The organism is Roseivirga echinicomitans (genome assembly GCF_001592935.1).
GTDB lineage: Bacteria > Bacteroidota > Bacteroidia > Cytophagales > Cyclobacteriaceae > Roseivirga > Roseivirga echinicomitans.
The window spans coordinates 250,901-275,918 of sequence record NZ_LRDB01000001.1 but is presented as its reverse complement, the minus strand read 5'-3'; the positions used below and the strand labels follow the sequence as shown (position 1 = coordinate 275,918).

Annotated in this window: 18 protein-coding genes; 8 read left to right on the top strand and 10 right to left on the bottom strand. The window is 39.4% G+C overall.

All coding sequences use genetic code 11. The features are described from left to right. Positions 1-143 precede the first annotated feature (143 nt). Both AWN68_RS01250 and AWN68_RS01245 read right to left on the bottom strand, forming a co-directional pair. Positions 144-851, bottom strand: a complete 708-nt coding sequence (locus AWN68_RS01250) for a response regulator transcription factor (protein ID WP_068410306.1) — start codon at positions 849-851, stop codon at positions 144-146. Further along, positions 844-2,403 carry a sensor histidine kinase gene (locus AWN68_RS01245; RefSeq protein WP_068410304.1) on the bottom strand — a complete coding sequence of 520 codons (1,560 nt, stop codon included), beginning with the start codon at positions 2,401-2,403 and terminating at the stop codon, positions 844-846. The genes AWN68_RS01250 and AWN68_RS01245 overlap by 8 nt, the downstream gene beginning before the upstream one ends. A 131-nt stretch (positions 2,404-2,534) precedes the next feature. Between AWN68_RS01245 and AWN68_RS01240 the strand changes: the two genes are divergently transcribed. From AWN68_RS01240 to AWN68_RS01225, 4 genes are all read left to right on the top strand, one after another. Next, the gene (locus AWN68_RS01240; protein ID WP_068410302.1) at positions 2,535-3,536 is read left to right on the top strand and encodes a T9SS type A sorting domain-containing protein; all 1,002 of its coding nucleotides are present in this window, start codon (positions 2,535-2,537) and stop codon (positions 3,534-3,536) included. A 95-nt stretch (positions 3,537-3,631) separates the two neighbouring features. Continuing rightward, a complete protein-coding gene (gene lysA, locus AWN68_RS01235) occupies positions 3,632-4,864 on the top strand; it encodes a diaminopimelate decarboxylase (protein ID WP_068410301.1) in 1,233 nt (410 codons plus the stop codon). Between the two features lie 126 nt (positions 4,865-4,990). Continuing rightward, positions 4,991-5,404: a c-type cytochrome gene (locus AWN68_RS01230; RefSeq protein WP_068410299.1), complete on the top strand. Its 414-nt coding sequence runs from the start codon at positions 4,991-4,993 to the stop codon at positions 5,402-5,404. 99 nt (positions 5,405-5,503) lie between these two features. Then, positions 5,504-6,424: a hypothetical protein gene (locus tag AWN68_RS01225; RefSeq protein ID WP_068410297.1), complete on the top strand. Its 921-nt coding sequence runs from the start codon at positions 5,504-5,506 to the stop codon at positions 6,422-6,424. Here AWN68_RS01225 and AWN68_RS01220 read toward each other — a convergent pair. Beyond that, positions 6,421-7,197, bottom strand: coding sequence for a LytR/AlgR family response regulator transcription factor (locus AWN68_RS01220; RefSeq protein ID WP_068410294.1), 777 nt, complete (start codon positions 7,195-7,197; stop codon positions 6,421-6,423). The two genes, AWN68_RS01225 and AWN68_RS01220, sit on opposite strands and share 4 nt — an antisense overlap. Positions 7,198-7,303: 106 nt before the next feature. Here AWN68_RS01220 and AWN68_RS01215 point away from each other — a divergent pair, with 106 nt between their 5' ends. Next, a complete protein-coding gene (locus AWN68_RS01215) occupies positions 7,304-10,327 on the top strand; it encodes a PAS domain-containing protein (protein WP_068410291.1) in 3,024 nt (1,007 codons plus the stop codon). A gap of 20 nt (positions 10,328-10,347) precedes the next feature. On the opposite strand, the gene AWN68_RS01210 is transcribed toward AWN68_RS01215, so the two are convergent. Both AWN68_RS01210 and AWN68_RS01205 read right to left on the bottom strand, forming a co-directional pair. Then, positions 10,348-14,031, bottom strand: a complete 3,684-nt coding sequence (locus AWN68_RS01210; RefSeq protein WP_068410289.1) for a metallophosphoesterase — start codon at positions 14,029-14,031, stop codon at positions 10,348-10,350. 34 nt (positions 14,032-14,065) lie between these two features. Next, complete coding sequence (locus AWN68_RS01205; protein WP_068410286.1) at positions 14,066-14,902, bottom strand: SdiA-regulated domain-containing protein; 837 nt, start codon at positions 14,900-14,902, stop codon at positions 14,066-14,068. A gap of 86 nt (positions 14,903-14,988) precedes the next feature. Here AWN68_RS01205 and AWN68_RS01200 point away from each other — a divergent pair, with 86 nt between their 5' ends. The 3 genes from AWN68_RS01200 (at position 14,989) to AWN68_RS01190 (ending at position 19,629) form a co-directional block, all read left to right on the top strand. Further along, positions 14,989-16,215, top strand: coding sequence for a Pycsar system effector family protein (locus AWN68_RS01200; protein ID WP_068410283.1), 1,227 nt, complete (start codon positions 14,989-14,991; stop codon positions 16,213-16,215). Between the two features lie 190 nt (positions 16,216-16,405). After that, a complete protein-coding gene (locus AWN68_RS01195) occupies positions 16,406-18,811 on the top strand; it encodes an ABC transporter permease (RefSeq protein ID WP_068410281.1) in 2,406 nt (801 codons plus the stop codon). A gap of 143 nt (positions 18,812-18,954) precedes the next feature. Further along, on the top strand, positions 18,955-19,629 hold the full coding sequence (locus AWN68_RS01190) for an ABC transporter ATP-binding protein (protein WP_068410278.1): 675 nt from the start codon (positions 18,955-18,957) through the stop codon (positions 19,627-19,629). A 46-nt stretch (positions 19,630-19,675) separates the two neighbouring features. On the opposite strand, the gene AWN68_RS01185 is transcribed toward AWN68_RS01190, so the two are convergent. The 5 genes from AWN68_RS01185 to AWN68_RS01165 all read right to left on the bottom strand — a co-directional run bounded on the left by AWN68_RS01185 (position 19,676) and on the right by AWN68_RS01165 (position 25,017). Further along, positions 19,676-20,962 (bottom strand): hypothetical protein, encoded by a 1,287-nt coding sequence (locus AWN68_RS01185; protein WP_068410275.1) that lies wholly within the window; start codon positions 20,960-20,962, stop codon positions 19,676-19,678. A 99-nt stretch (positions 20,963-21,061) separates the two neighbouring features. Further along, positions 21,062-21,742: a fatty acid desaturase gene (locus AWN68_RS01180; protein WP_068410272.1), complete on the bottom strand. Its 681-nt coding sequence runs from the start codon at positions 21,740-21,742 to the stop codon at positions 21,062-21,064. Positions 21,743-21,765: 23 nt separating this feature from the next. Next, positions 21,766-22,611 (bottom strand): 4-hydroxy-3-methylbut-2-enyl diphosphate reductase, encoded by an 846-nt coding sequence (locus AWN68_RS01175; protein WP_068410271.1) that lies wholly within the window; start codon positions 22,609-22,611, stop codon positions 21,766-21,768. Positions 22,612-22,678: 67 nt separating this feature from the next. Further along, positions 22,679-23,515, bottom strand: a complete 837-nt coding sequence (locus tag AWN68_RS01170) for a phytoene/squalene synthase family protein (protein ID WP_068410268.1) — start codon at positions 23,513-23,515, stop codon at positions 22,679-22,681. A gap of 26 nt (positions 23,516-23,541) precedes the next feature. Beyond that, entirely contained in the window at positions 23,542-25,017 is a 1,476-nt protein-coding gene (locus AWN68_RS01165; protein ID WP_068410265.1) for a phytoene desaturase family protein, read from the bottom strand. Position 25,018: the final 1 nt, after the last annotated feature.

Here is a 25,018-nt window from a genome sequence, read left to right as displayed (position 1 = left end):
TTTCTAACACTAAAAAGAAAAAATCTATATTAATATTGTGTTAGAATTCAAGCCTAGTAAAATAGCCTTTTTACGGCAGAATTCAAAATTTGTGACCCATAAAATCTTAAACTATTGAACGTCAATATCTCAGTTTTGGGTTATTATTTTTCTGTGATGCCTTCCGTAATCAACTTGAAACCAGATCCGTGAATAGTAATGATCTGAACCGACTCATCCGCTTTCAACATCTTCCTGAGTTTGGCAATGTACACATCCATGCTTCTTGCATTGAAATAGCTATCGTCTCTCCAGATAATTTTTAAAGCTGTTGATCTATCCAAAGGTTGGTTTTCATGCAAACATAAAAGGCGTAGAAGCTCAGACTCTTTAGAAGTGAGTCTATTTTCGCCTCCATTCCATGACAGAATTTGTTTATCGAAATCAAAGTGAAAGGAGCCAAATTCAAAAATCTTTTGATCGGAAACTTGAGGATTTTTTTCGGCTGTTCTTCTCAGAATTGCTTGAATACGGAGCAGCAATTCTTCCATGCTAAAGGGCTTTGTAATGTAGTCGTCACCGCCAATCTTAAAGCCCTCAATGGTATCCTCTTTCATCGACTTGGCCGTTAGAAAAATAATGGGAGTCACTTTATCGTCCCTTCTTATTTCCTTGGCCATAGAAAAGCCGTCCTTTTTAGGTAGCATCACATCAAAAAGGCAAAGGTCAAAAGCTTCGCGCTTGAATGCTTTAACGCCTTCTTCACCATCGCGGCAAAGTTTCGTTTCATACCCTTTTAAAGAAAGGTATTCATTTAAGATTTGCCCAAGATTGGGGTCATCTTCTACAAGTAAAATTTTAAAACTAGCCATGATTGAAAGGTAAATATACTTTAAATGTGCTTCCTTTTCCTAGGTCGCTTTTCACTGAAATGGTCCCTTTGTGCATGTCTACAATGTTTTTCACATAAGATAGGCCAAGACCAAATCCTTTAACATCGTGAACATTGCCCGTGGAAACACGGTAAAATTTCTCGAAAATCTTTTCAATGTCTTCCCGAGCCATACCAATACCCTTGTCCGATATTTTGATAATTACTCCTGTTGAAATGTTTTCGGTTCTAATATGTATTTCTGGAGGCTCTGGCGAATACTTATTGGCGTTGTCCAACAGGTTATAAATGATATTCGTGAGATGCACCTTGTCAGCCTCAATAATTGGGTTTGAAGCCAATAACTGGCTGGTAATTGAGCCTTCTCTTTTTTGTACCAGAATATCGATGTTCACTAGTGCTTTTTCTATAATGTCATGCACATCGGAAGTTTCGAACTTCAGTCTGAAATCTTTTTTGTCTAAACTGGCAATCTGAAGCACTTTCTCCACCTGCATTCCAAGTCTTTTGTTTTCATCTCGAATCACTTGAATGTATCGGTCTACGATTCCTTCATTCTTTCGAAGGTCGGCATCTTGAAGGGCCTCGGTAGCTAATGACACCGTAGCAATTGGAGTCTTGAACTCGTGCGTCATGTTATTGATGAAGTCGTTCTTAATTTCCGAGATTCTCTTCTGACGAAGGATGACGACAATTGCGTAAGTAAAACAGCCGATCAGAATAAGCATTAATAGCCCCGAGGCAGACAATGGCAATAAGCCTTGCTTTAAGAGAAATTGTTTTTGACTTGGGAAGTAAACGCTAAGAAAGTAGTCCTTAGGTTGCAGGTCGGTAGGAAACAAATTGGCCTGCAATTTTGAGTTTTTAATATTATCTAAATCGTCTGCGTTGGAGGTATTAATCAGGTTAGTCTTGCCCGTTCTACGTTCAATTATTCCATAATTGTAGGCCAGGTCGATACCCCGATTTCTCATTTCTCTTTTTAACAGTGTATCCAACTCTATTGGATTGACTCTTGAAAAGAGGTTGTTACTCCCCACCAAATGCTCTGCCCAGTCTCTCTGTATTGACCTCCATCTATTCTTCATTTGCTGCTCCAGCTGAAAACGCTCTCGGTCGAGATTAGGGTTGGCCTGATCGTAAAAATCTTGGATTAAAGCATCGAGGTTCACTTGAAAATTAACTCTCTGATTTACTTCGTCTATTTCAACACCAAAAGATATTAAACTTGGGTCAACATAGGGTACGGGGCGTCTATTTTGAGGACGGTAGGGGTTTGGTAAACTATCCCCCTGCTGCATTCTCTCGGGCTGGCTAGGCATCAATTGGCTAACGTCTGTCTGCAAAAAGTTGGTGTCATTTAAACGGGCCAATTTATTGGTTACCTCGTTTAAAGCGGTTTGAACATTTTGGGTAAATCGTTCTTCATTTACCTTATTCACTTCTTTGATCCAATAAAACTGGAAGACGATCAAACCGAGCATGGCTATGCTCAGTAATCCTATCAACCACCTTATCTTCATTCTACTCATGTTTCAAAAGTACTTTAATAAAATGGTCATGGCTGTGGGCTTAACAAAAATTAACATGATTTAACCGCCTTTTAACAATGCCGTTTTCGTTAATTAAATACTTTCGTATCAACAACTTAAAGGTTTAAAAGATGAACAGGTCAGTGAATAAAAAAACACTTAAACTCGTGGCTTTTTTTGCCATGATGATTTTGATGGCCACCAATTTTGATGGCTTTGCACAAACGCAACAACGCAGTGAGTCCAAGTCGGTTTCCGTAAATACCACTGAAGATGGTAAAGTAAAGCTCAAAGTAGTGACAAAAGTGGGAGATGATACCAAGACTTTTGAAAAGACCTATGACAGCTATGATGAAATTAACGGTGACCCGGATTTAGAGAGGAATGGGATAGACCTAAGCGACTGGAATTTTGGAGGGAGGAGCTCGAGCTTTGGCTCTTCAGGGGCTTTCCGAATGGGGCAAGATCCCTCTTCTATGTTTGATTTCGACATGGATAATATGCGAAAATATATGGAGTCGATGATGCGAGGAGGCTTTGGGACAAACAACTTCTTCTTCAACTTTGATAATGATGATCCTTTTTTCATGGATATGGATTCGCTCCAAAATCAACTGAATTTTCATTTTAAGAATGGAAAAATGTTTCAGAACGGAGACGAGATTATGGACATGGACTCGTTGAGAGAAGTCATGAAGAATAGGTTTGGTAACATGAATTTTGACTTTGATACCGACAGTGACAATTTTAATGCTTGGAGCTTTGGAGATGATAAGGATGATGAAGGTTTCCATGTAATCTCAAGGGCACGCGTTTTTATTCGCGCAGCGAAGGACAAGGATAAAGAGGTAGTTGGGGCGGATAAAATGGAGCCACTTGAAATTAAAGACATTAGTTTTTATCCAAACCCAAGTGATGGTAGGTTTGATTTGGACATTCAAACCACGGACAAAGGCCCTTTACAAGTTAAAATTGTAAGCCCAACGGGCAATGTGGTTTATAATAAGACCGATGCTACAGGGGCTTCAAGCTATAACTTCAAAATCGATATATCGGATGAAAGAGAAGGCGTATACATTTTACAGATAATTCAGAACAATAAAACGCTTACAAAGCGGGTGATTATTGAGTAGAAAATATTCATTCTCATTTTCTAAGAGGAAGGTTTGGTCAATCTTCCTCTTTTTTATTTTTCTACACAGTATATTTGCGCCTTAATTTATTTGAAATGGATTTAGTGAATGACCGATACACCATTCAAGGTGTAGATTTAGTGGAGCTGACCGAAACGTATGGCTCACCACTTTATGTATATGATGCCGAAAAAATCGAAGCTCAATTTAAACAGCTTACTTCTGCTTTTAGCGGAGTTAAGATGAGGGTAAAATATGCAACTAAAGCCCTTACCAATATTTCGATTCTTAAGCTATTGAGAAGTATCGGTTCAGAACTCGATTGTGTTTCTATTCAAGAAGTACAAATGGGCCTAAAGGCTGGTTTTGAGCCTGAACAAATTCTATATACACCAAACTGTGTTTCTATTTCTGAAATAAAAGAAGCGGTGGAATTGGGGGTAATGATCAATCTCGATAACATTTCTATTCTTGAGCAGTTCGGAAATGAGTTTCATAACACAGTACCGGTTTGTATCCGTTTGAACCCACATATTATGGCGGGTGGAAACAAGAAAATATCTACAGGCCATGCCGATTCTAAATTCGGAATTTCAATTTATCAGCTTCAACATATTATTAGGGTAGTAAATACATATGGCCTCAATGTAACGGGGCTACATATGCACACAGGTTCTGATATATTGGATGCAGAAGTGTTTCTTAGAGCGGCTGCCATTCTTTTCGATGCTGCAAAAAGCTTTAAAGATTTAGAGTTTATCGATTTTGGAAGTGGTTTTAAAGTGGGTTATAAAGAGGCCGACATCGTAACTGATATCGAAGAGCTAGGTGAAAAATTAAGTGAAGCTTTTAAAGAGTTCTGTAAGGAATACGGAAGAGAACTAGAAATGTGGTTTGAGCCAGGTAAGTTTCTAGTGAGTGAATCAGGGGTGTTTCTAACCAAAACGAATGTGGTAAAAACCACGCCAGCCACGGCATTTGTTGGTGTTGATTCTGGAATGAACCACTTGGTTCGTCCAATGATGTACGATTCGTATCATGAAATCATAAACCTATCAAACCCCAACGGAACAAAGCGGATATATACCGTAGTGGGCTATATCTGTGAAACCGATACTTTTGGTTTGGATAGAAAAATGAATGAGGTAAAAGAAGGTGATGTAATTGCTTTCAAAAATGCTGGGGCATATGCTTTTAGTATGGCTTCAAACTATAATTCACGACTAAAGCCTCCAGAAGTACTAATTCATAAAGGTGAAGCAAAATTGATTAGACAAAGAGAGGTTTTTGAGGATTTGACTCGCAATCAGATTGAGGTAGATATTTAGGCTGAGCCATTTTGGTTCGATTTGTGCAGAGCAAGGATTGAAATTAATGTTGTGGCTTTTTTGTTTTAGGAGCCACGGGTTTCAAAAATATTCTCATACTTTTACTAACGACACAATCTAAGAGAGATGAAAAAAACATACATTCTATTTGCAGTATTGGCTGTTGCCACAATTTCGTTCAGTTTTACCACCGTTCAAGATGCCGCTTTGAAAAAGAGTATGGCTGATGGGAAAAATGTTTATGAAGGTCTTTGTATGGCTTGTCATATGAATGAAGGGCAAGGAATTGCCAGTGTTTTTCCTCCATTGGCTAAATCTGATTACCTGATGAAAGACCTTGACAGGTCAATTAATGTATTGATCAAAGGCCAGCAAGGTGAGATCACAGTAAATGGAAAAATATATAAAGGGGCTATGCCAGCCACCGGATTGGACGACAAAGACATCGCAGATGTACTTAATTATGTCCGAAACTCTTGGGGAAATAAAGGCGACAAAGTAACGGCAGAACATGTAGCCAAGGTTAGGGCGAAAAAATAAAACAGAATTTAATAGCCTCATTTGAGGCTATTTTTCTTTGTTCGCAGTCTTTTTTATCAAAGCAGAAATACTTTTAAGAAAATGAGCGTTAAGCCTATAATGAAAATTCTAAAAAGCGGATTGTTACTTTTTGCGCTTATGACTTTCGTGGCTGCAGGTTGCAAAGAAGTTTCGGGAGATGATGATCCAATAGATGATAGTCCAATTAGTGGTTTATTTGCTACCGCTCAAGAAGTGGGTACAATTGCCTCCGAAGATATTGACGAGGCTTCCGGTCTTGTGGCCAGTAGATCGAACAGTATCTATCTTTGGACACATAATGATAGTGGGGGCGAACCTATCGTTTACCTCATGTCTAAGGCTGGGGCAGATTCTAGCCAGGTAAGATTAGAAGGGGCACGTAATACAGATTGGGAAGACATTGCGATGGGGCCAGGCCCAAATGATACCATTCAATACTTATATGTGGGAGACATTGGAGATAACAGTGCAAGGAGGTCTAATCTAACCATATACAGAGTTGCTGAACCCGACTTAAATGTACTAGATATCCCAAGTCAACAGACTTTATCAAATGTAGAAGCCATTAATTATGTTTACTCGAATGGCGCTAGAGATGCTGAAAGCTTGATGGTTGACCCATTAACCAAGGACATTTATGTCCTTTCGAAAAGAGAGTCTCAAATAGGACTTTATGTATTGCGCTATCCTCAGTCATTAATAGAAATGGATACGGCAGAGTTTTTAATGAACATGCCTTATACAAGTTTTGTAGGGGGCGATATTTCTTTAGATGGTTCTGAAATTTTGATCAAAACCTATTTAGAAATTTACCACTGGCCAAGGGCTAATGGGGTAACTGTTAAGGATGCCCTCTCTGAAAAACCTAGCAGGTTGATATACACAGCCGAACCACAAGGAGAAGCCATCTGCTTTTCAACAGATGGCTCCGGATTTTATACTGTAAGTGAAAAGAATTCTGCTGATCCTGTTCCCATATTTTTTTATAGAAGAAATTAACTGGCGCTAATCGTATTTAAAGTTGCCGTAAAGGCATTGTAATACGATCGTCCAATCGGAATTTTCTTGTCTTCCATGTGTACATGGTTAGTGTCAATTGCGGTAACCGCGTCTACTTGTACAACAAACGATTTATGTACCCTAAGGAATTTATCCTTAGGAAGCTTGTCCGTAATTTCTTTGAGCGATTTCCTTACGGTGTAGCTTCTATCTTTTGTCGCATGGAGGGTAATATGGTTGCCGTCTGCCTCTATCCACATTAAGTCCGAATACTTTACTTTTTCAAGCACAGTTTTCTTCTTAATAAAGATTGAATCATTGTTATAAGTAGTTGGGTTTGAATTGGACAAATTTTGCCCAGAGTTAACAGCGATACGATTTTTGTTAAATAGCGCTACCTCAATGGCAGCGTAAACGTCATCTTTGGTAAAGGGCTTTACAATAAAACCCAAGGGGCGGGTGTGCTTTGCGCGATTAACGGTTTCTTTGTCGGAATAGGAAGTAATGTAAACAAAAGGTACTTTGTATTGCTCATGAATAATGCTTCCCAGTTCTATTCCGTCTTGATCGCCTTTGATTTTTACATCGAGTAGTATAAGATCTGGTAAGGAAGCTTTAATTGCCTTGATCGCCTGATTTGCAGAGTTGGCTATTTCGGTTTGTTCATAACCGAAAATGGCCAGCATTTCTTGAAGGTTTTCCGCAATAAAAGGTTCATCTTCAACTATGAGAATTCTTGGCGATTGGTCATAGTCATTGTTGATTACAGCCATTTTAAATTTATATTTAGGGGTGTTGGGTGAATTGTTTTTTTGTCAGTAATTACTGAATATGCTATCTTAAATTTAGACAAATTAATTCACAGAGGCCATAGTTGTTATGCAAAACATTTTCGATGATTCTACAGGCGAAATACGAGATACAAGTGAAAAAGGTGTCAATTATGAGTCTGTAGTTAAGAACCTCTTTGAAGTCGTTTGGAGCATTAATATGTCGGTGGAGCCGTATGAAATTATTTACCTTAATGATCCACTGACTAGAACACCTGGAGGAGTTTATAAAAAAGCAGCAGCCACAATTGAGGAATGGCAAAACACAATTCACCCAGAAGACCAAGAGCGTATTCTTGATGAAGTGGTAAGTGTTCTTAATATAGGAAGTGGTAATTATGCCTACAGAGCCTTAAGAGGTGAAGACAACTATCGCTATGTCAGGGATAGGGTGAAAGTGTTTTACGAAAATGGGAAGCCTGTTCGATTGGATGGCATCACCACTGATATTGACGATATCAGAAAGTCCAGACGAGACTTGGAACTTAGTCAACAGCGGCTTAGAAGTATTGTAGAAGCATTACCAGACCCCGTTTTCATTTCGACACAAGATACAGGAAAGGCAATTTTCGCCAATGAGATGCTTTTTGAGGTCTATGGAATGAAGCCCGATGAATTTTTGGGAAAAAAAGCAGTTCAGTTCTATCAAAACTTTGAGGGGCGAAAATCATATCTAGAAACGCTAGCTAAGGATGGATCTGTACAAAACCATGAGCTTCTCCTCCAAAACAATAAGGGAGCGTCATATTGGGTAAGTGCTTCTACAATGCCGTTGGAGTTTCAAAATGAGCCTTGCTTTATTACTATTTTGCAGGATATCACGGTAAGGAAATCACTCGAAAGAGAACTGAAACAGAGTAATGACCGCTACCAACTTGCGATAGAGGGCACCAATGATGTGATTTGGGAGTATGATTTCAAAAAATCTAGTTCTTACCTTTCTCCTCAGTTCTGGGAGGCGATGGGCCTGAAACCTAAAAAAAACCCCCTCGATAAAAACTTGTTAGCCAAATTCATCCATGAAGAAGACAGGGAAGAATTTCTTCAACTCATTCACCATAAGTTTAAAACCAGAAATGAAGAATTCGAACTGGAAACCAGAATGGTGGGGAAGGAGGGGGAAATTCTTTGGCTTTTTGTTAAAGCAAAAATATTGTACAGTGAAGGGAAAGGCCATCCAAGAAGGATTGTTGGCTCACTTTCTAACATTACCTCTCTAAAACAAGCGCAGTCAAAACTGAGAGAGAGTGAGGCCAAGTACAAATTGATTTCTGAAAACTCTAGTGACTGTATTTGTTTGCAGAGTCCGGATGGGACATTCATTTTTGTGAGCCCATCTTGTAGGGACATTATAGGGTATGATGCTTCTGAATTGGAGCAACTAAGGTTGCGTGAGTTTATTGAAAAGGATGATCTTATACAGGTGTCTCAAGCCATGATGAATGTAATAAGTCAAGACAGTAAAATGGCAAGTGTTACGTTTAAGGCCAAGCATAAAAAAGGGTATGACGTATGGCTAGAAAGTAGAGGTGGGTTAATTACGGATGGCGAAGGAGACCCCTTGTACTTACTTACCTCAACTAGGGATGTAACGGAGCGATTTATTGCTGCTCAAAAACTAAAGGAAAGTCAAGAAAGGTATAAACTGATTACCGAAAACTCTCATGATATTGTTACACTCATGGATGTGGAGGGGGTTTATGATTTTGTGTCACCTTCGATTAAGGAAATGCTGGGCTATGAAATTGATGAGGTATTGGGAAAGAAAATCTCCTCATTTATTCATCCACAAGACTTAGACAAAGTGGTAAAAGAGCTTGATAAAACAGTGGATGAAAAGCTAAAAGACCATAAAATGACCTTTCGATATAGAAACAAGGCAGGGGATTGGCGATGGATGGAAGCACAGGAAGGGGTTATACTGGATGATACCGATCGAATAATTTATATAAGAACTAATCAGAGAGATATTACTGATAGAATCTTAACCCAACAAAAACTTCAAGAGAAGGAAGAGCAATATAAACTGGTGTCTGAAAACTCTGGTGATGTAATTGCATTACAGGATTTCGAAGGGAGAATTTCCTTTATTTCTCCGTCATCCAAATTTTTACTTGGGTTTGAACAAGATGCCTTGTTAGATACTTTTTACTCTGATTTAATTCATCCAGACGAGCAACCATTTGTTCAGTCTATTATTAATCAAGTAACTCAAAACAGGAGTAAGAATGTTAAGGTTGCCTATAGAATTCAAACTCAAAATGAAGAATGGATTTGGGTGGAATCATCATATAGTTCGATAGAGAGCCCCAACAATGAATTTTTATACCTACAGTCTTCCACCCGTGACATTTCTGAGAGAATTAAGGCCTTGGAGAAAGAAAGGCAATTAGGGAAGCTGAAGTCAAGCTTTATTTCCATGGCTTCACATGAATTTAGAACACCATTGACGACCATTCAGTCTAGTAATGAACTGATCAATATGTATTTGGATGCGGATCCAACTCCCAATATCAAATTTAAAAAGCACGTAGGTAGAATTAGAACTGAATTGGAAAGAATGAATTCCCTGCTTAAGGATGTTTTTACATTAGGCAGATTAGATGTGGGTAAAACCATAATCAAAAAAGATATTACTTCTTTGACAGGTATTATAAAACAAGTGGTTTTAGAGAATAGTGTACAGCATAAATCCAGAAGTATCCAGATTAATATTGAAGGGGAAGAAAGACAGGTGGAATTGGATAGCCAATTGATAAGTCACTCCCTCTCCAATCTAATTAGCAACGCGCTAAAATACTCTGAGAACAAACCTGACCCAGAAATTATTGTCACCTATAAGAAGGTAGGCGTGTGTGTGGAAATAAAAGATTATGGAATTGGAATCCCTGAGAAAGACCAAAAAGGGCTTTTCGAATCTTTTTCGCGTGCGACTAATGTTGGCGACATTGAAGGCACGGGGTTGGGACTTATTATTGTCAAGCAGTTTGTAGAAATTCATGGAGGCACAGTTACCTATAAAAGTGAACTTGGTAAGGGCACCTCTTTCTACATTAATTTACCTGATGTATAATCATTAAACAGCTTTGAGAGCTAAAAATAGAAACCAAATTTAATCAAGGGAAGTATACTTTCTTCCGAAATGGCTAGCAGAATGTTGATGGCTGCAAAGTTGAATGGTGTAACATAAATTCCACCACCATATCCGTGGTGAATTTTATTCGACTCCTCACCGTCTACCCAAACCTTGCCTAAGTCGTTAAACAGAATCATCCCTACTTGGGAAGGGAAATAGAAAGAGCTCCAATCGAACAACTTCACTCGCATTTCTACCTGGTGATATAAACTGCTTTCGCCCGAAAAGCGATATCTTCTATAGCCTCTTAAGGTATTAAATCCATCGAGTTGGGCTGATTGAAAGAACTCAAAATCTCCAAAGGTTTTTTGATAACCCATTCTTGTGGCAAACACGGTTCTAGAAGGCTCGTGGAAACTCCACCTGAAAGAGGCGTCTGTTTTGAACTGAGCACTATTGCCTGAAAGAGAATTAAGACCAGCATTATAGTCCAAAACGGCATTGAAGTTCAATCCGCTTTTTGGAATTAGCTGCTCACCAATTTCGTCTAAATGAAAACCTATTGTTCCGCCAGCATAAGTTTTACGTTCAAAAACGTTGACGCCTAGCGGTTCGGTATTGGCAAAATCACGAATGAATCTATCGTTACTTTCCTCAACTTCTACCGTTCTGAACGTTGGCCCAAAGTTGAGAAAAGTATTCTTGCCGAGGTTCAAGGTTAGCGTAGGCCTTACTGAATACTCTTCGAATCTGGTACGGTAATATCGCTCCTCGATATCTTTATCGTAGACTGTTTCATTACCCATTCCGAAGAAGTTGTTTACAAAATTGGGTGCTTTGGCTTCGGCCGATAATGAGAAATCCAACTTTCCAAAAGCATCAATGATATCAAGGTCGTAAGAGAACTGGTAAGAGGATGTTCCTATGGCGTAGCTGCCCAAAATCTTATGTTTGGTGGCATAAGGTGCCTTTCTAAAACCGTCCGTTTTTATATACACACCACCTCCTAAGAATATACCATCATCTGAGTTGTAGTTGATTGAGGCAAGCGGAGCCAAAAGGTTAAAATCAAACTCCTGACGATTGTAGGCATTGATATTTGGGTCTTTGTCCGTGGTTAAGTTTCTGGTTTCTGAACTCTCTTGTAAATCAGTGCCACTTTTTGTGTCATAAACAATTGTCTTTTTCCCAAGGCCACGAACTTTGCTATTGTCAACAATCACATCATCATCGTCTCCAGCAATAATTCTTATTTTAATGCCCTTGTTTACCTCCCCTGTAACTTCATACTTGTCGTTTCCATCAAAACCGAAAAGGCGAATTTCATTGGTTTCTGAAGTTTTGAACGTGCGTTCATAAATGGTTTGCAAATTTCCTTTTTTGGAAATCTTTTGAACTGTCACTTTTGTGTGTTCGTCATCCAGCCTTTCCACTTTAAAGAGTTCCTGTTTGTCACTAGCTAACACATCCACTTCTTTTGAAATCAAGAGATAATAATCCTTGGCGTATTTTTCCAGATTATTTCTTCTGTTTTTCAGTTTTCGAATGATCTCTTCTCCGTGCAAGTCATAAATTTTATCTGGCCATTGCCTGATAGACGATTCGATGATTTCATCAGTAAGGGCTGCTTTTAGTTCGTTTGCCTGCTCTAACCAGCTTTCCAAAGAAACTTCAGTCATAAAAACTCTATCGAAGTAGCGAATGCGATAAGCGCCCATGCCTGCTATGTAGTCTATATCATCATGAAAACCCTTTAGCGCAGGTTGAGCCCATTTTGAGGAGGCTACTTTTTTAAAGAGTCCTTCTCCAGCAAAAAAGGCTACATCTCTATCTCTTGGGATCGGTTTGTATAATTTCTCATCGTCCTTTTTGTCGTACTCTACCCATCGCCATTGGTCGTCATGGCGATCCCAATCGCCTATCCAGAAGTCAAAAAGACGGTTGCGAGCCACAAAAACTTGGTCTACATGATTGTCATTGTCCTTCCTAAGTTTTTCATACAAATCTGGACTTGATAATACGTCATCTCCGCTTCCAAAAAAGGGCTCTTCTATGTTTTCTTTGTTTGGCCTTTCTTCAAACAGCGCCAGCGTATTTGCGAAATCTTGCATGTGAAGCCCAAACCTTGGGTCTTTAGGAATGTAAACCACTTTTGGGTTGGTGTGGAAAATCCCTGCGGCATCCGCCAAAGGAGGTAGAATGAATGGTGCATAAGGATGGGAAGCTGAAATTCCATCTTGTACAATGTTCTTGATGAATGTTTGACGAAACTCTTGGGGTAAGGTAAGCGCTGGGTTTTTATCCATAGACCTCAGTACATACTGCTTTCCGTTTTCAGCTTCTAGCCTAAGGGATATGGTTTGGTGTCCCCCACCTCTTTGAAGAATTTCTAATCCGCCTTTTTCACTTCCAATATCGAAAACAGGGACTTTAACTTTTGCCGCCCATTCATTACGATAGTTCTCGCCAAACATTTTTATATGGAAGTTACTACGAACATGGTAAAGTTCGCTTGCTGCAAAAACTGTGTCTTGACCAGCGAAGGAAAGGTTCGCGTATTTTTTTAGTAAATCTTCTGGCGCAGGCTTAAATGGTTTCTCGGAGAGTACCTTGGCGTAGATTTCAGTAGGTTTTTCGTCTTCTGGAGTGATGAACTTTAATTCTGTTCTGCCATCTGCATAGTAGTCCAAACGGCCGTAGCCTACGGTGTTGGTGGCAAATAGTGCGTCACCTTTTTGTTTTACATGGGCATTGTTTTTTGAACCCGCTCCGCTCACAATAAAGTCCATCCCTTCTTTTTGAATATGCTGAAGAGCATGCTCATGTCCGGCCACATCGATAATATCGGGGTGGTTTTTCATAAGTGAAACCATGGCATCACGGAACTGACGGTATACGGGGTGAGCAGTATCTTGAATATTGCCAAACCACTTTCTGTAGAGCGGGTAGATAGACCCTAAAACAGGCAGTGGAAGGTATAGATTCTTCATCTTTTTTGAGGCGGTAAGCGGAAAAAGGTGATCCTTTAAGCTGAACACTCCTCCGTGAATTCCATAGGTGTACATAGGGTGATGTGAGGCCACAATTACTTTTTTATGCGCATTTCTTTTCAGTGCATCTTGAAAATTGGCGGCCACTTCTACTATTGTGGTGGCTTCGCAGTCCGAACCTTCTCTAGGTTTCTCTCCACGATGTAAAAACCACTGGGTGTCTATTACAATGAGGGTGATGTTTTCATTGAGGTCGACTTCAATTGGCCCTGGGCAACCTCTGGTTGGAATCCAAACATCTTGGCTGTCGAGCTTATTTTCTACATACTTTTCTTGGGTTTGCAACCAATCAAATCCATCAGGCCTGCCTTGGGCCCAGTCGTGATTGCCGGGAATAAAGAACTTTTCCCCTTTAAAGTCTTTTACCGTGTTGATCTGTTGATCAATAGCGATTTCAGCATCCGCCCTAAGTTTATGGCCTTTTGGTGGCATTCCTTGCGGATAAATATTATCACCAAGAAAAAGTACTGCCCCTCGGTCTCCTACTTTGTCAAGCTCTATTTTTAATAAATCCAATACTGGATTTTTGCCGGGTTCGCCTGCATCGCCTATTAGAAATACAGAATAGATGGGAGCTTCCTTTTCCTGAAAGCCATAAGCTGATGTTCCAAACAAAAAAAGACTTATGACGAATAGGGCAATGTTTTTCATAGTGTTTTAAAGTAATAAACTCAAATTAGAATGCTCAATTTTGCTTCATATTGAAACGGTGAATTGTGCCTCTATCATCGCCCTCATTCGATATAAATAAATCCCCATTTGGCATAAAGGCAATGCCCTCTGGTTGAGGGAAAAGGCTTCTCTTTAAAATACTCAAGCTTTTAGGACTGCCGTCATTGTTAAAAACAACTAATGCAGAACCTACCGAGGCAACCATATATATATCGCCACTTATGGGATGGACAGCAATGGCCGATGGTCGAAATTTTGAGCTGTTTGAACCTAGCACGCGTTCGAGGTCTTTGTCTTGTAAAACGAAAAGTGGGGTTTTTAAGAACTTTTCGGTAGTCAGGTTATAGCCATACACTGCTTTCCCTTTTACTTTGACATGGTCAATATCCCCTTTTCCCTTTAGGGCAATCAGTAAATTATTACTGTTTTTGTCATACCCGAGACCTTCAACATCATTTTCAGAGGTGAAAGGGGTGTCAATGGACTCTACAACACCTTCAATGTCAATATTGAACTTATATAGCTTTCCATTGCTTTTTATAGCATACATGTCTTTGCCGACCAATTCTAAGCCTTCAAAATCGCCATTGCCTTCAAATCTAATGCGTTGAACAACCTCTTTTTTGTTAAGGTCATAGATATAAACCCGACCTTGTTCATCGTTTAGGGTTGCCAATTGATTGGGGGCGTAATAACTAAGTGCGGATATTTCTTCTAATATTGATGGGAGTCTATAAGTATCGGAAGGGAATTCGAGGTTATAGGGGAAGCTTTCTTTACCTTGACTCCATGCCGAAGACTTAAAAGTGAAGAGGTATATAATAATGAATAGAAAAGGCGTTCGTTTCATGTTCTAGCGAACAAAAATAACATATATATAATTCACCCTATTGGGTACTTTTATGTTATAAAGAATGAGCAGATTATATTTAAGCAATGAATGATCAGAATTCGATACTAGAAAAGGTAGCTCAGTATGCCGAAGAGGTTCTCCAAAATGAGATCCCTTCCGACTTTGTTTACCACGATTTGTACCATACTACACGAGTAGTAAAGGCTACAAAAATGATTGGTAAAGAAAGTGGGCTTTCTGAACAGGAATTGGAAGTTGTAACCATTGCGGCTTGGTTTCATGATTTGGGCTATCGTTCGGGCTGCATGAAACATGAAAAGGCGAGTGCTAAATTGGCCCGTGAATTTTTAGTAAAAGAAGGCTACTCCGAAGAAAAAATTAAAAAGGTGGAAGGCTGTATTATGGCCACTCAAATGCCACAGGCCCCCAAGAATTTATTGGAAGAGGTTTTGTGTGATGCCGATTTACATCACTTGGCCTGCACCGATTACAGTATGATGGCTGAGAAGATGCATATGGAGGTGGAGAAAATTAAAGGGCATGAGATAAAGATGAAGGATTGGAATACCATGAATTTCAACTTCTTTAAAGACCACGAGTATTTTACGGATTACGCAAAGCAGCATTTGGAACCTATTAAAAAAGAGAACCTGAAATCTATTAAAAAGAAGAATAAAGGAGCTGGAAAGGATGAGAAATACATCAGAAAGCTGGAGGAGAAAATTGAAAAGCTAGAAAGTAAAATAGTGCTTAAGCCTGATAGGGGTATTGAAACCATGTTTCGAACCACCTCTAAAAATCACTTAGAGCTAAGTGCTATGGCTGATAATAAGGCTAACATTATGATTTCGGTAAACACCATTATCCTTTCCGTGGTGGTTTCTGTTTTACTTAGAAAGATCTATGAATATCCAAACCTCATCATACCCACAATAATGCTCATTGTTGTCTGCTTGTTTACGATAGTTCTGGCGATTCTAGCAACCAGGCCTAATATTTCTTCGGGGGTGTTTACCGATGAAGACGTTTTGAACAAAAAAACAAACCTGCTCTTCTTTGGCAATTTTCATAAAATGAAACTAGACCGCTACCAATGGGGTATGCGCGAAATGATGAAAGACAGCGATTACCTTTATGGAAGTCTTACCAAGGATATATATTTTCTGGGAGTAGTGCTCGGTAAAAAATATCGCTTGTTGCGAATAGCTTATACCACCTTTATGATTGGTTTTGTGCTTTCTATACTAGCGTTTTTGTGTGCCATGTTGTTCTTCCCGCCTCAAGATACGGCAAGCTTTTATACATTTTAAGTTTTGGTTTAAGAATTAAGGCTTGACTTCAAAAAGTCCTTTTTTGAGTAATAGCTGGCTTAAGCTCTTGTAAATCAGCAGTTCTTTTTTGAGCGGCATGAATGGGTTCGGCATTTAGTGTAACTTCAAATGTGCAGTTCAGCTAGATGGAGTATGTAAACGCATGGCTGCTTAATTCAAATCGAGCATAATGATTAAGAATTACTTAAAAATAGCGGTTAGAAGTATTCTCAAAAACCCAGGCTATTCAGGCATTAACATTTTTGGGCTAACACTGGGCATCACCTGCTTTCTCTTCATTTTTTTAGTAGTGCAATATGAGGTCAGTTTCGATCGGTTTCATAAGGATGCCGACCTGATTTATCGGGTTGATAATGCGCTAAAATTAAGCAGTGGAGAATATAAATACCCAAATGGGCCTAATGGTATTGGACCTTCTTTGCTTACGGAAGTGCCAGAGGTTACTGGGTTTACACGGTTAACCGGCAATGGACAACAGCGAATTTTTGAAGTAAACAATGAGCTCTTCCAAACTGAAGATGCTTTTTACGCTGACTCTACTTTTTTCGAGTTTTTTGATTTCGAGCTGACTTTTGGAGACCGCAGTGAAGTACTAGATGAGCCCTTAATGGTGGTACTTACAGAAAATGCAGCTTTAAGATTTTTTGGAAAGAAGAATGCGGTAGGAGAAATACTGACCTTAAAGGGCAATCAAGACGCCCGTTATTTGGTGAGTGGGATCATGGAGAATATTCCTGCCAATTCCCACATGAATTTTGAGATGTTGCTCTCTTTAGAAACCCTTCGTAACCCCAATAATCCTGCAAACCTCAATAGCTGGAATGGTGGAGGAGCCTTTACCTACATTAAGCTTAATTCACCAAAGTCAGCAGATTTGGTGTACAAAAAAATACTTGAACTGAAGGCAAAGTACGTTGAGGAAAGTAACAGCATCAGGGTCAATCCATCTTTGATCGCCATGACAGACATTCATCTTAAATCAAATTTGAGAAATGAAATGCAACCCAACGGTAGCATGGATGTGGTGTATGTCTTTTCCGCCATTGCTATTTTTATCCTTTTAATTGCTGCCATCAATTATATGAATTTGGCCACGGCCAGGTCAGCAAAACGAGCAAAGGAAGTTGGGGTCAGAAAAGTGCTTGGGGCTTACAAAAACCAGTTGATAGGCCAGTTTATGGGAGAGTCTGTGGTTTTGGTAATCATTTCTGCCATGCTGTCTATTGCTGTAATTGGAGCAACTATTAACTTAATGGCCGACTTTACAGGCAAGGCCTTAACCATCGACATGCTGTTTCAACTTAGGGTTGTTATGGTACTGCTCATTGTGGTGATCCTTATTGGTTTTGGCTCGGGAATTTACCCTGCGCTTTTTCTTTCGTCCTTTAAGCCAGCTGTAGTGCTCAAGGGTAAGCTCGCGCCAGGAATGAACAGCTCAGGTAGTTTAAGAAAAGGATTGGTCATTTTCCAGTTTTCCATTTCTATCATGCTCATGATAGGTACTTATACGGTCTACAACCAACTGACCTACATGAAGAATAAATCGTTGGGTTTTCAGAAGAAGAATATGCTTGTCATTTCGAATACACGTAATGCCGTCACCCCCCAGCTGGATGCTTTCAAGAATGAGTTGATGAAAGACCCTTCTATTGAGCGTGTAACATCCTCTATGAGTAAACCAGGAGGCTTGAGGCCCATTATCTTTATAAAGTCTGAAACGGTAATAGACGATGAAGGTAATTTGAACCTCGCAGGCATCAGTACAGACTTCGATTACATGAGCACTTTCGGTATCGAAATCCTAAAAGGCCGTGATTTCGATAGGTCCATACCTAGTGATTCTACCCAAAGTATTTTGTTAAACGAACAAGCGGCCAGAGAACTCAATATTATAGAGGATCCTCTCGGGCAAATTATACAAATTAGTCAAGGACAAGATTGGGTGAATAAAAAGGTAATTGGTTTAGTAGCGGATGTCAACTTTGAACCTTTGCAGCGCAAAACGGAATCAACAATGTATGGCCCACTCTTTGGGTCTAACTTATATATTTATGTCAAAGTGAACCCTGATAGACTAGCCGAATCCATTGAATTGGCACATGCCACTTGGGAACAGTTCGCTCCTGAAATACCTTTTCAGTATTCATTCTTGGAAGACGACCTGAATCAACTTTATCAGTCAGAAGAGCAACTTAGTCAGGTTGTTATTTTCTTTGCGATACTGACCGTTATCATTGCTTGCCTCGGCCTATTTGGTTTGGCATCTTTTGCTACTGAGCAACGTATTAAGGAAATTGGGGTGAGAAAGGTACTGGGTGCTTCGGTGGCCCAAGTGCTTCTTCTAATTTCTAAAGATTTTATGGTTTTGATTATTGTCGCGTTTTTGATTGCCGCACCTGCCGCCTATTTTCTGTCGGATTGGTGGCTTCAGAATTTTGCTTTCAAAGTAGACCTAGGTGCTTTTACTTTTATATTGGCAGGTTTGGGAGCCCTGGTGATCGCACTGAGCACAATTAGTTATAAAACCTTGAATGCGGCAAGATCTAATCCAGTAAAAGCATTAAGAATTGACTGATTTCAGTGTCAAAATCGAACGCATATGATCGTTACCGAACATATTTAAATGCGTTTGCTTTGCTTAACTACTTAGTATGAATAAATTAGGCCTTGGCATGTTAATTGGTAAATGCAGAAAGGTCAGAATCTAAATCAACCACAATGATTAAACTAAATGATGTCGATAAGTTTATCGATTCAAAATACCAGAGAACCTTCATACTCAAGGGTATCGATCTAGAAATTAAGCAAGGCGAGTTTGTTACCATCATGGGCCCCAGTGGCGCTGGAAAGTCCACGGTAATGAACATTATTGGAATGCTTGACGAGCCTTCTCAAGGCGAATATTATTTTTTGGATGAGCCTATTCATAAAATGAAGGAACGAAAGCGTTCCGAACTTCATAAGCACCATATTGGATTCGTATTTCAGGCTTATCACTTGATTGATGAACTGACGGTTTATGAAAACATCGAAACCCCACTTTTATATAAAGGAGTTAAGTCTTCTGAAAGAAAAAGTTTGGTGGCCGAAATGCTAGACCGTTTTCAAATGGTAGCGAAGAAGGATCTTTTCCCAGAACAGCTTTCAGGGGGGCAGCAGCAATTAGTTGGCGTAGCACGTGCGCTAATTGGTCAGCCTAAATTGCTTTTGGCAGATGAGCCAACGGGTAACCTTCATTCAGACCAAGCCGAAGAAATTATGAAGCTTTTTCAAAAGCTAAACAGCGAAGGAATGACGATTGTGCAGGTAACGCACTCCAAAGAAAATGCGGCTTACGGTAAGCGAACCATTAATATTGTGGATGGAGCTATCGATACTGACGACACGCACTAAGATTAAACCCTCTTTGAAATTGAAAGCTACCTAAGTCTAGCTTTTTTTATTTCTCAGATTGATCGTTTACATCTTTAAAATAAGATCTTAAAAAGGCATTTGAGCCTGCCAGATTTTTTGAATACGTTTTGGCGTTTTCAATATTAAGGTACCCATTTCCAATCGCCATTACTAGCGCGATTCGGATATGTGGCTCATAGAAAAACTGTTTATAGAATATTAGCATAACAGTATCAATACTTACTATAATCGTTGTGATTAGTAGCGCTTGTTTGAGCTTTAGCTTAGCAAGAAAACCAAAAATGAGTAATAACACCGGAAACATAAAGTATTGAAAATATGGTGCTTCTTCAAATGATTCCAACAACAGGTAAACCGTTCCAGAATTAAGGAATGTTAGTGGTTCATTTTTGAATATGACGCTCAATGCAGAGAGGGTTGTTCCAATAATGATTATATCAATTAGTATGAATGAAAGCCTTGTTGAAAATAAGGCTTTACTGTTTAAATTTTCTCGCCTATGATATTTTTGGGCTTCTTTCAATCCATAGTCCTTGTTCAGACTATATTCAGGGCAGTCAGCAATAAATGTGGGCTTTTTACGAGTTAAGCCGCAAACAACCCCTTGATACTTATCAAATGCTCGGTTTGTACATTGTTTACAAAAGAATAGTTTGTCATCAAGTGAAAGTTCCTTTGGTTGCTCCAAGAGGTGTTTTTTTAGAACCTCCTCTGCTACATCAATGGAGTTGAAAATTCTGTCATTATTGGCTATTATAACTTTGTTACTTAGGAAGCTGTTTAGGAAAGTCTGTTCGTTTTCTAAAGCTGCTCTGAAAATGGCATCTATTTTTTTCTGATCACGATAATGAAACCAAATTAAGGTGAATAGAAGAGTGGTGATGTTTAGCCCTAGATTTAAATTTGATTCAATAATTACAGAATAAACTAAGGCGGCCAAGAGTATGCTATAAACTAAATGTCTGTGATTGTAGGTGAAAGGTGTAGCTAAAAGAGCTATTGGGAAGCAAAGCAAAGCAAGTAAGCTCCATGGGCTTATAATTAAAGCACTGGCAAAAATTGTTAAAAGTAAGATTAAGGGAATTGTATTTAATGATACATATACTGCTCTTTCCAAAATGGAAGAACTCTCTTCAAAATTTTCAAGAGGTATATCCTGATTCACAAATATCTTAATATCTCCGTTTTTTAGTTTTTGCTTTACGGAATCAAATGAAGTGGCTGGTAAGAGACTTTTGACATCGGCTACCTTGAGATCAGACAGGTCGACTTGATCAAATTCTAAGATCAAGGGGAGTGGATTTGCTTCCATAGTCGGGTTAAGTTATGGACTCAAGATATGCTAAATTTTCAATGTCTACTTTCACCATTATAGTTTTTGCATCTAATGAATATAGCTTGTTGCTTAAATCTACCCCTTTACCTTATACAATTGCCACCAAGGCGTACCTGGTGAATCATGATGCTCATAGTGGTAGCCAAAGAAATAACAGCTTAAAAAAGCCCATAAGTGGTTCTTCTTTTGGCTTCGCGAAAAGTGTTTGTTATCAGGAGCATGATGGCCCCTGTGCGGTAAATAGGTGCCAAAATAGAAAAGCTGGAAAGTAGAAAGTATAGCAGGCAACATCCAGAAAAGAATCAGGTTTTCTGCCAGAAAAAAGAGTTTCAGAATATTGAAGCTAATGGCCATTAAAACGATTTGCTGCCAAGTAATGTACTGTTTTAAAAAGCTGAAATACCAAGGGAAAAAGCTTCCCTGGTAATAATCAGGATCTTTATCTGTGGCCACAAATTTGTGATGTTCGTGGTGTTTCGGGAAAAGCCTATGGTAGAAATTAAAGCTGAATAATAAGGCGCTAATTGTGCCTATAAGTTTATTGGTTTGCTTGTTTTTAGAAATGGTGCCGTGCATGCCATCGTGGGCGGTAATGAAAAGCCCTGTATACAAGTGCATTTGGAGCAAAACCAGTAGGTAGGTGAACGGAGAAGAAAAGTTGATATTCAAATTCAGGCCAAAGGCCAGGCAAACTCCCCAAGTCATAATAATGATTAGCGCGATAATCACCCCAAAATGATTTTTGATGCTATTCATGTTACAAAGAAAGCAATATTCGATTAGAGATGCTGCAAGTATTGCTGAACCTCTTGCATTAGCCACATTGGCGTGGAGGTCGCCCCACAAATACCAATGCGTTCATTTTTTGCAAACCATTCTGACTTTACATCAGCAATGGAAGAAACAAAGTAAGTGTTTGGATTTTGATCTAAACACACATTGTAAAGCACTTTTCCATTGGATGATTTAGTGCCGCTCACAAACACAATTCGATCGTAGTTTTTGGCAAAATTGCGCAGTTCTTTATCACGATTAGATACCTGACGACAGATAGTATCGTTGGTGTTGACTGTGATCCCATTTTCAGCCAGCACCTTGTTGATCTCGTAAAAGCTATCTGTGCTTTTCGTGGTTTGGCTGTAGAGGGTTATTTCTTTGGGCATTGTAGTCAGATCAAGTTCTTCTAGATTTTGAAAAACTACGGCCTCTTCGTTGGTTTGACCCAAAAGCCCAACTACTTCAGCATGGCCATGTTTGCCATAGATGTAGATGTTTTCTTCCTTATCGAAAGAGTTCTTAATTCTATTCTGAAGTTTTAAAACTACCGGGCAAGAGGCGTCTATCAGCTCAATGTTATTTTCTAGCGCTAATTGGTAGGTAGAAGGTGGTTCGCCATGGGCGCGAATTAATACAGGCGCATTTTTTATGGCTTTGAACTCTTCGTGATTAATAATCTTTAACCCCTTTGACTCCAGACGCCTGACCTCTTCATCGTTATGCACAATATCACCTAGGCAATAAAGCGTGCCTGTTTCGTCCAGAATGTCTTCGGCCATCTCAATGGCGTAAACTACTCCGAAACAGAAGCCTGAACTAGGATCGATTTCTACAGTGAGGTCAAACATGCGGTCACAAACAAGTGTTTAACTATTTTGTTTAAAATTTATATAAGCTGCTAACATTTAACGAATACTAAAGCACTTTGATTCTATGTTGAAAATAAGTCATCAATAGAATGCGCATTTTCATGCTGTCTTTAATCCGTATTCTTTCTTGTTTTATACGCGAAGCAGGTAATCTCTTTATTTTCCTGAAAAGCTTTAAATAGTATCTATACGCTAAGTATACACCCAGTTTAGCTCCTTTGGGCAATCTTAGAATACCTTCCAAAGCATCGTCAAAATCTCTTTGAATATCCAGCTCAATTAAATCTTTTGTAGGTTTTGTAAACTCCCTAAAATCAACACCAGGGAAATAAACCCTGCCTCTTTCCTCGTAATCACTTTTGATATCTCTAATGAAATTGACTTTCTGAAAAGCTGCACCAAGCTTTTTAGCTGGCGCTACTAGTGAATCAAATTGCTCTTGGTTTCCCTCACAGAATACTTTCAAACACATAAGGCCAACAACCTCAGCCGACCCATAGATATATTGTTCGTAGCCAATTTTGTCATAGGTGGTTTCTTCCAAATCTAGCTCCATACTGTGAAGGAATGCTTCAATCAAATCAAGGTCAATTTTGTATTTGTTCACCACAAGTTGAAAAGCATGCAAAACTGGATTGAAGCTCACTCCATCTTCAATGGCTTTGTAGGCTTCAATTTTGAAATTCTGAAGAAGCGTTTTTTTATCGTAATCGTGGAAAGTATCCACAATCTCATCGGCATACCTCACGAAGCCGTAGATGGCGTAAACGGGCAGATGGAATTTCTTGTCCAAGGTTTTTATCCCTAGGGTAAATGAGGTGCTATAGCGCTGAGTAATCAGCTTACTGCACTCCAGTGAGGTTTGGTTGAATAAATCCATCATTATAATTTACAAAATTTGTTCACCGTTTAGGCAAAGTCCTTAAAAATTTCTTTGGCTACCACTTGTCCTGAAATCAAACTTGGTGGAACGCCAGGGCCAGGAACCGTTAGTTGACCGGTGTAAAACAGGTTGTTTAACTTTTTGTTTGCTAACTGTGGTTTTAAAATAGCAGTCTGGTTTAGGGTGTTTGCCAAACCATATGCATTGCCCTTAAAAGCATTATAATCTTTTACAAAGTCCTTATGTGCAAAGGATCGCTTAAAGACTATGTTTTCTTTAAAATCGAGCCCCATTCTATCTTTCATTCGTTCCAACATTAGGTCGAAATAGCGTTCTCGAATTTCTTCGGTATCATCTAAACCTGGGGCTACGGGAATGAGCATAAATATATTCTCACAACCTTCTGGGGCAACGGTATGATCTGTTTTTGAAGGTGCAGAAATATAGAAAAGAGGTTTTTCAGGCCATTTCGGGTCGGTGTAAATGTCATGCGCATGTGGGGCAAAATCCGTGTCAAAGAATAGATTATGGTGAAGAAGGCCATCTAATTTTTTATTCACGCCCACATAGTATAAGAGAGAACTTGGCGCCATTACGCGTTTGTTCCAGTAAGCCTCATCGTAATTTCTAGTTTCACTATCGAGCAACATGCTATCCACATGATGGTAGTCGGCCCCAGCAACCACAACATCAGCCTCAAAATCACCATGATTTGTACTTACACTAGTGGCTTTTTTTCCTGAATAATTGATAGAGGTTACTTCCTGATTGGTGAGAATTTCAACTCCTTTTTCTTTGGCTAAGCTTTCTAGGGCCTCTATGATTTTATACATGCCGCCTTTTGGATACCACGTTCCTAGCGACATGTCTGCATAGTTCATTAGGCTGTACATGGCGGGCGTGTTTTCAGGAAGTGCGCCCAAAAAGAGGACAGGGAATTCCATCAACTGAATAAGTCTTTCGTTTTGAAAGAACTTGCGAACGTGCTTGGCCATTGACTGAAATATTTGAAGCCTCACGGCATCAATGACGAGTTTCGGGTTTGCAAATTCAAGGATGGACCTGCTTGGTTTGTAAACGAATTTATTGATTCCAACCTCGTATTTATACTCGGCTATTTTCAGAAATTTCCTGAGTTGCTCTCCTGCGCCAGGCTCTATCGAGTCAAATAACTTTTCGAGCTCCTGCATATTGGCAGGAATAGGCATAAAGTTGTCTTTGCCATGAACGACCTGATAGGAAGGGTCGAGCCGAATGAGTTCATAATAGTCGGCAGTGGTTTTTCCGAATTGATTGAAGAAGGATTCGAAAACATCGGGCATCCAATACCAGCTTGGGCCCATGTCAAAAGTAAAGCCCGACTCTTTAAACTGTCGGGCTCGCCCCCCTAAGGAGGGATTTTTTTCTAATATCTTAACATTAAATCCTTTATCGGCTAGGCAAATGGCTGCTGAAAAACCAGCAAATCCAGCACCTATTACTACCACCTTGCCGTTTTTCATA

Bases quoted from the DNA above. Each gene is read 5' to 3' on its own strand.
- AWN68_RS01250 (WP_068410306.1), bottom strand. From the start codon at position 851: ATGGCTAGTTTTAAAATTTTACTTGTAGAAGATGACCCCAATCTTGGG.
- AWN68_RS01245 (WP_068410304.1), bottom strand. From the start codon at position 2,403: ATGAGTAGAATGAAGATAAGGTGGTTGATAGGATTACTGAGCATAGCC.
- AWN68_RS01240 (WP_068410302.1), top strand. From the start codon at position 2,535: ATGAACAGGTCAGTGAATAAAAAAACACTTAAACTCGTGGCTTTTTTT.
- lysA (WP_068410301.1), top strand. From the start codon at position 3,632: ATGGATTTAGTGAATGACCGATACACCATTCAAGGTGTAGATTTAGTG.
- AWN68_RS01230 (WP_068410299.1), top strand. From the start codon at position 4,991: ATGAAAAAAACATACATTCTATTTGCAGTATTGGCTGTTGCCACAATT.
- AWN68_RS01225 (WP_068410297.1), top strand. From the start codon at position 5,504: ATGAAAATTCTAAAAAGCGGATTGTTACTTTTTGCGCTTATGACTTTC.
- AWN68_RS01220 (WP_068410294.1), bottom strand. From the start codon at position 7,197: ATGGCTGTAATCAACAATGACTATGACCAATCGCCAAGAATTCTCATA.
- AWN68_RS01215 (WP_068410291.1), top strand. From the start codon at position 7,304: ATGCAAAACATTTTCGATGATTCTACAGGCGAAATACGAGATACAAGT.
- AWN68_RS01210 (WP_068410289.1), bottom strand. From the start codon at position 14,031: ATGAAAAACATTGCCCTATTCGTCATAAGTCTTTTTTTGTTTGGAACA.
- AWN68_RS01205 (WP_068410286.1), bottom strand. From the start codon at position 14,902: ATGAAACGAACGCCTTTTCTATTCATTATTATATACCTCTTCACTTTT.
- AWN68_RS01200 (WP_068410283.1), top strand. From the start codon at position 14,989: ATGAATGATCAGAATTCGATACTAGAAAAGGTAGCTCAGTATGCCGAA.
- AWN68_RS01195 (WP_068410281.1), top strand. From the start codon at position 16,406: ATGATTAAGAATTACTTAAAAATAGCGGTTAGAAGTATTCTCAAAAAC.
- AWN68_RS01190 (WP_068410278.1), top strand. From the start codon at position 18,955: ATGATTAAACTAAATGATGTCGATAAGTTTATCGATTCAAAATACCAG.
- AWN68_RS01185 (WP_068410275.1), bottom strand. From the start codon at position 20,962: ATGGAAGCAAATCCACTCCCCTTGATCTTAGAATTTGATCAAGTCGAC.
- AWN68_RS01180 (WP_068410272.1), bottom strand. From the start codon at position 21,742: ATGAATAGCATCAAAAATCATTTTGGGGTGATTATCGCGCTAATCATT.
- AWN68_RS01175 (WP_068410271.1), bottom strand. From the start codon at position 22,611: ATGTTTGACCTCACTGTAGAAATCGATCCTAGTTCAGGCTTCTGTTTC.
- AWN68_RS01170 (WP_068410268.1), bottom strand. From the start codon at position 23,515: ATGATGGATTTATTCAACCAAACCTCACTGGAGTGCAGTAAGCTGATT.
- AWN68_RS01165 (WP_068410265.1), bottom strand. From the start codon at position 25,017: ATGAAAAACGGCAAGGTGGTAGTAATAGGTGCTGGATTTGCTGGTTTT.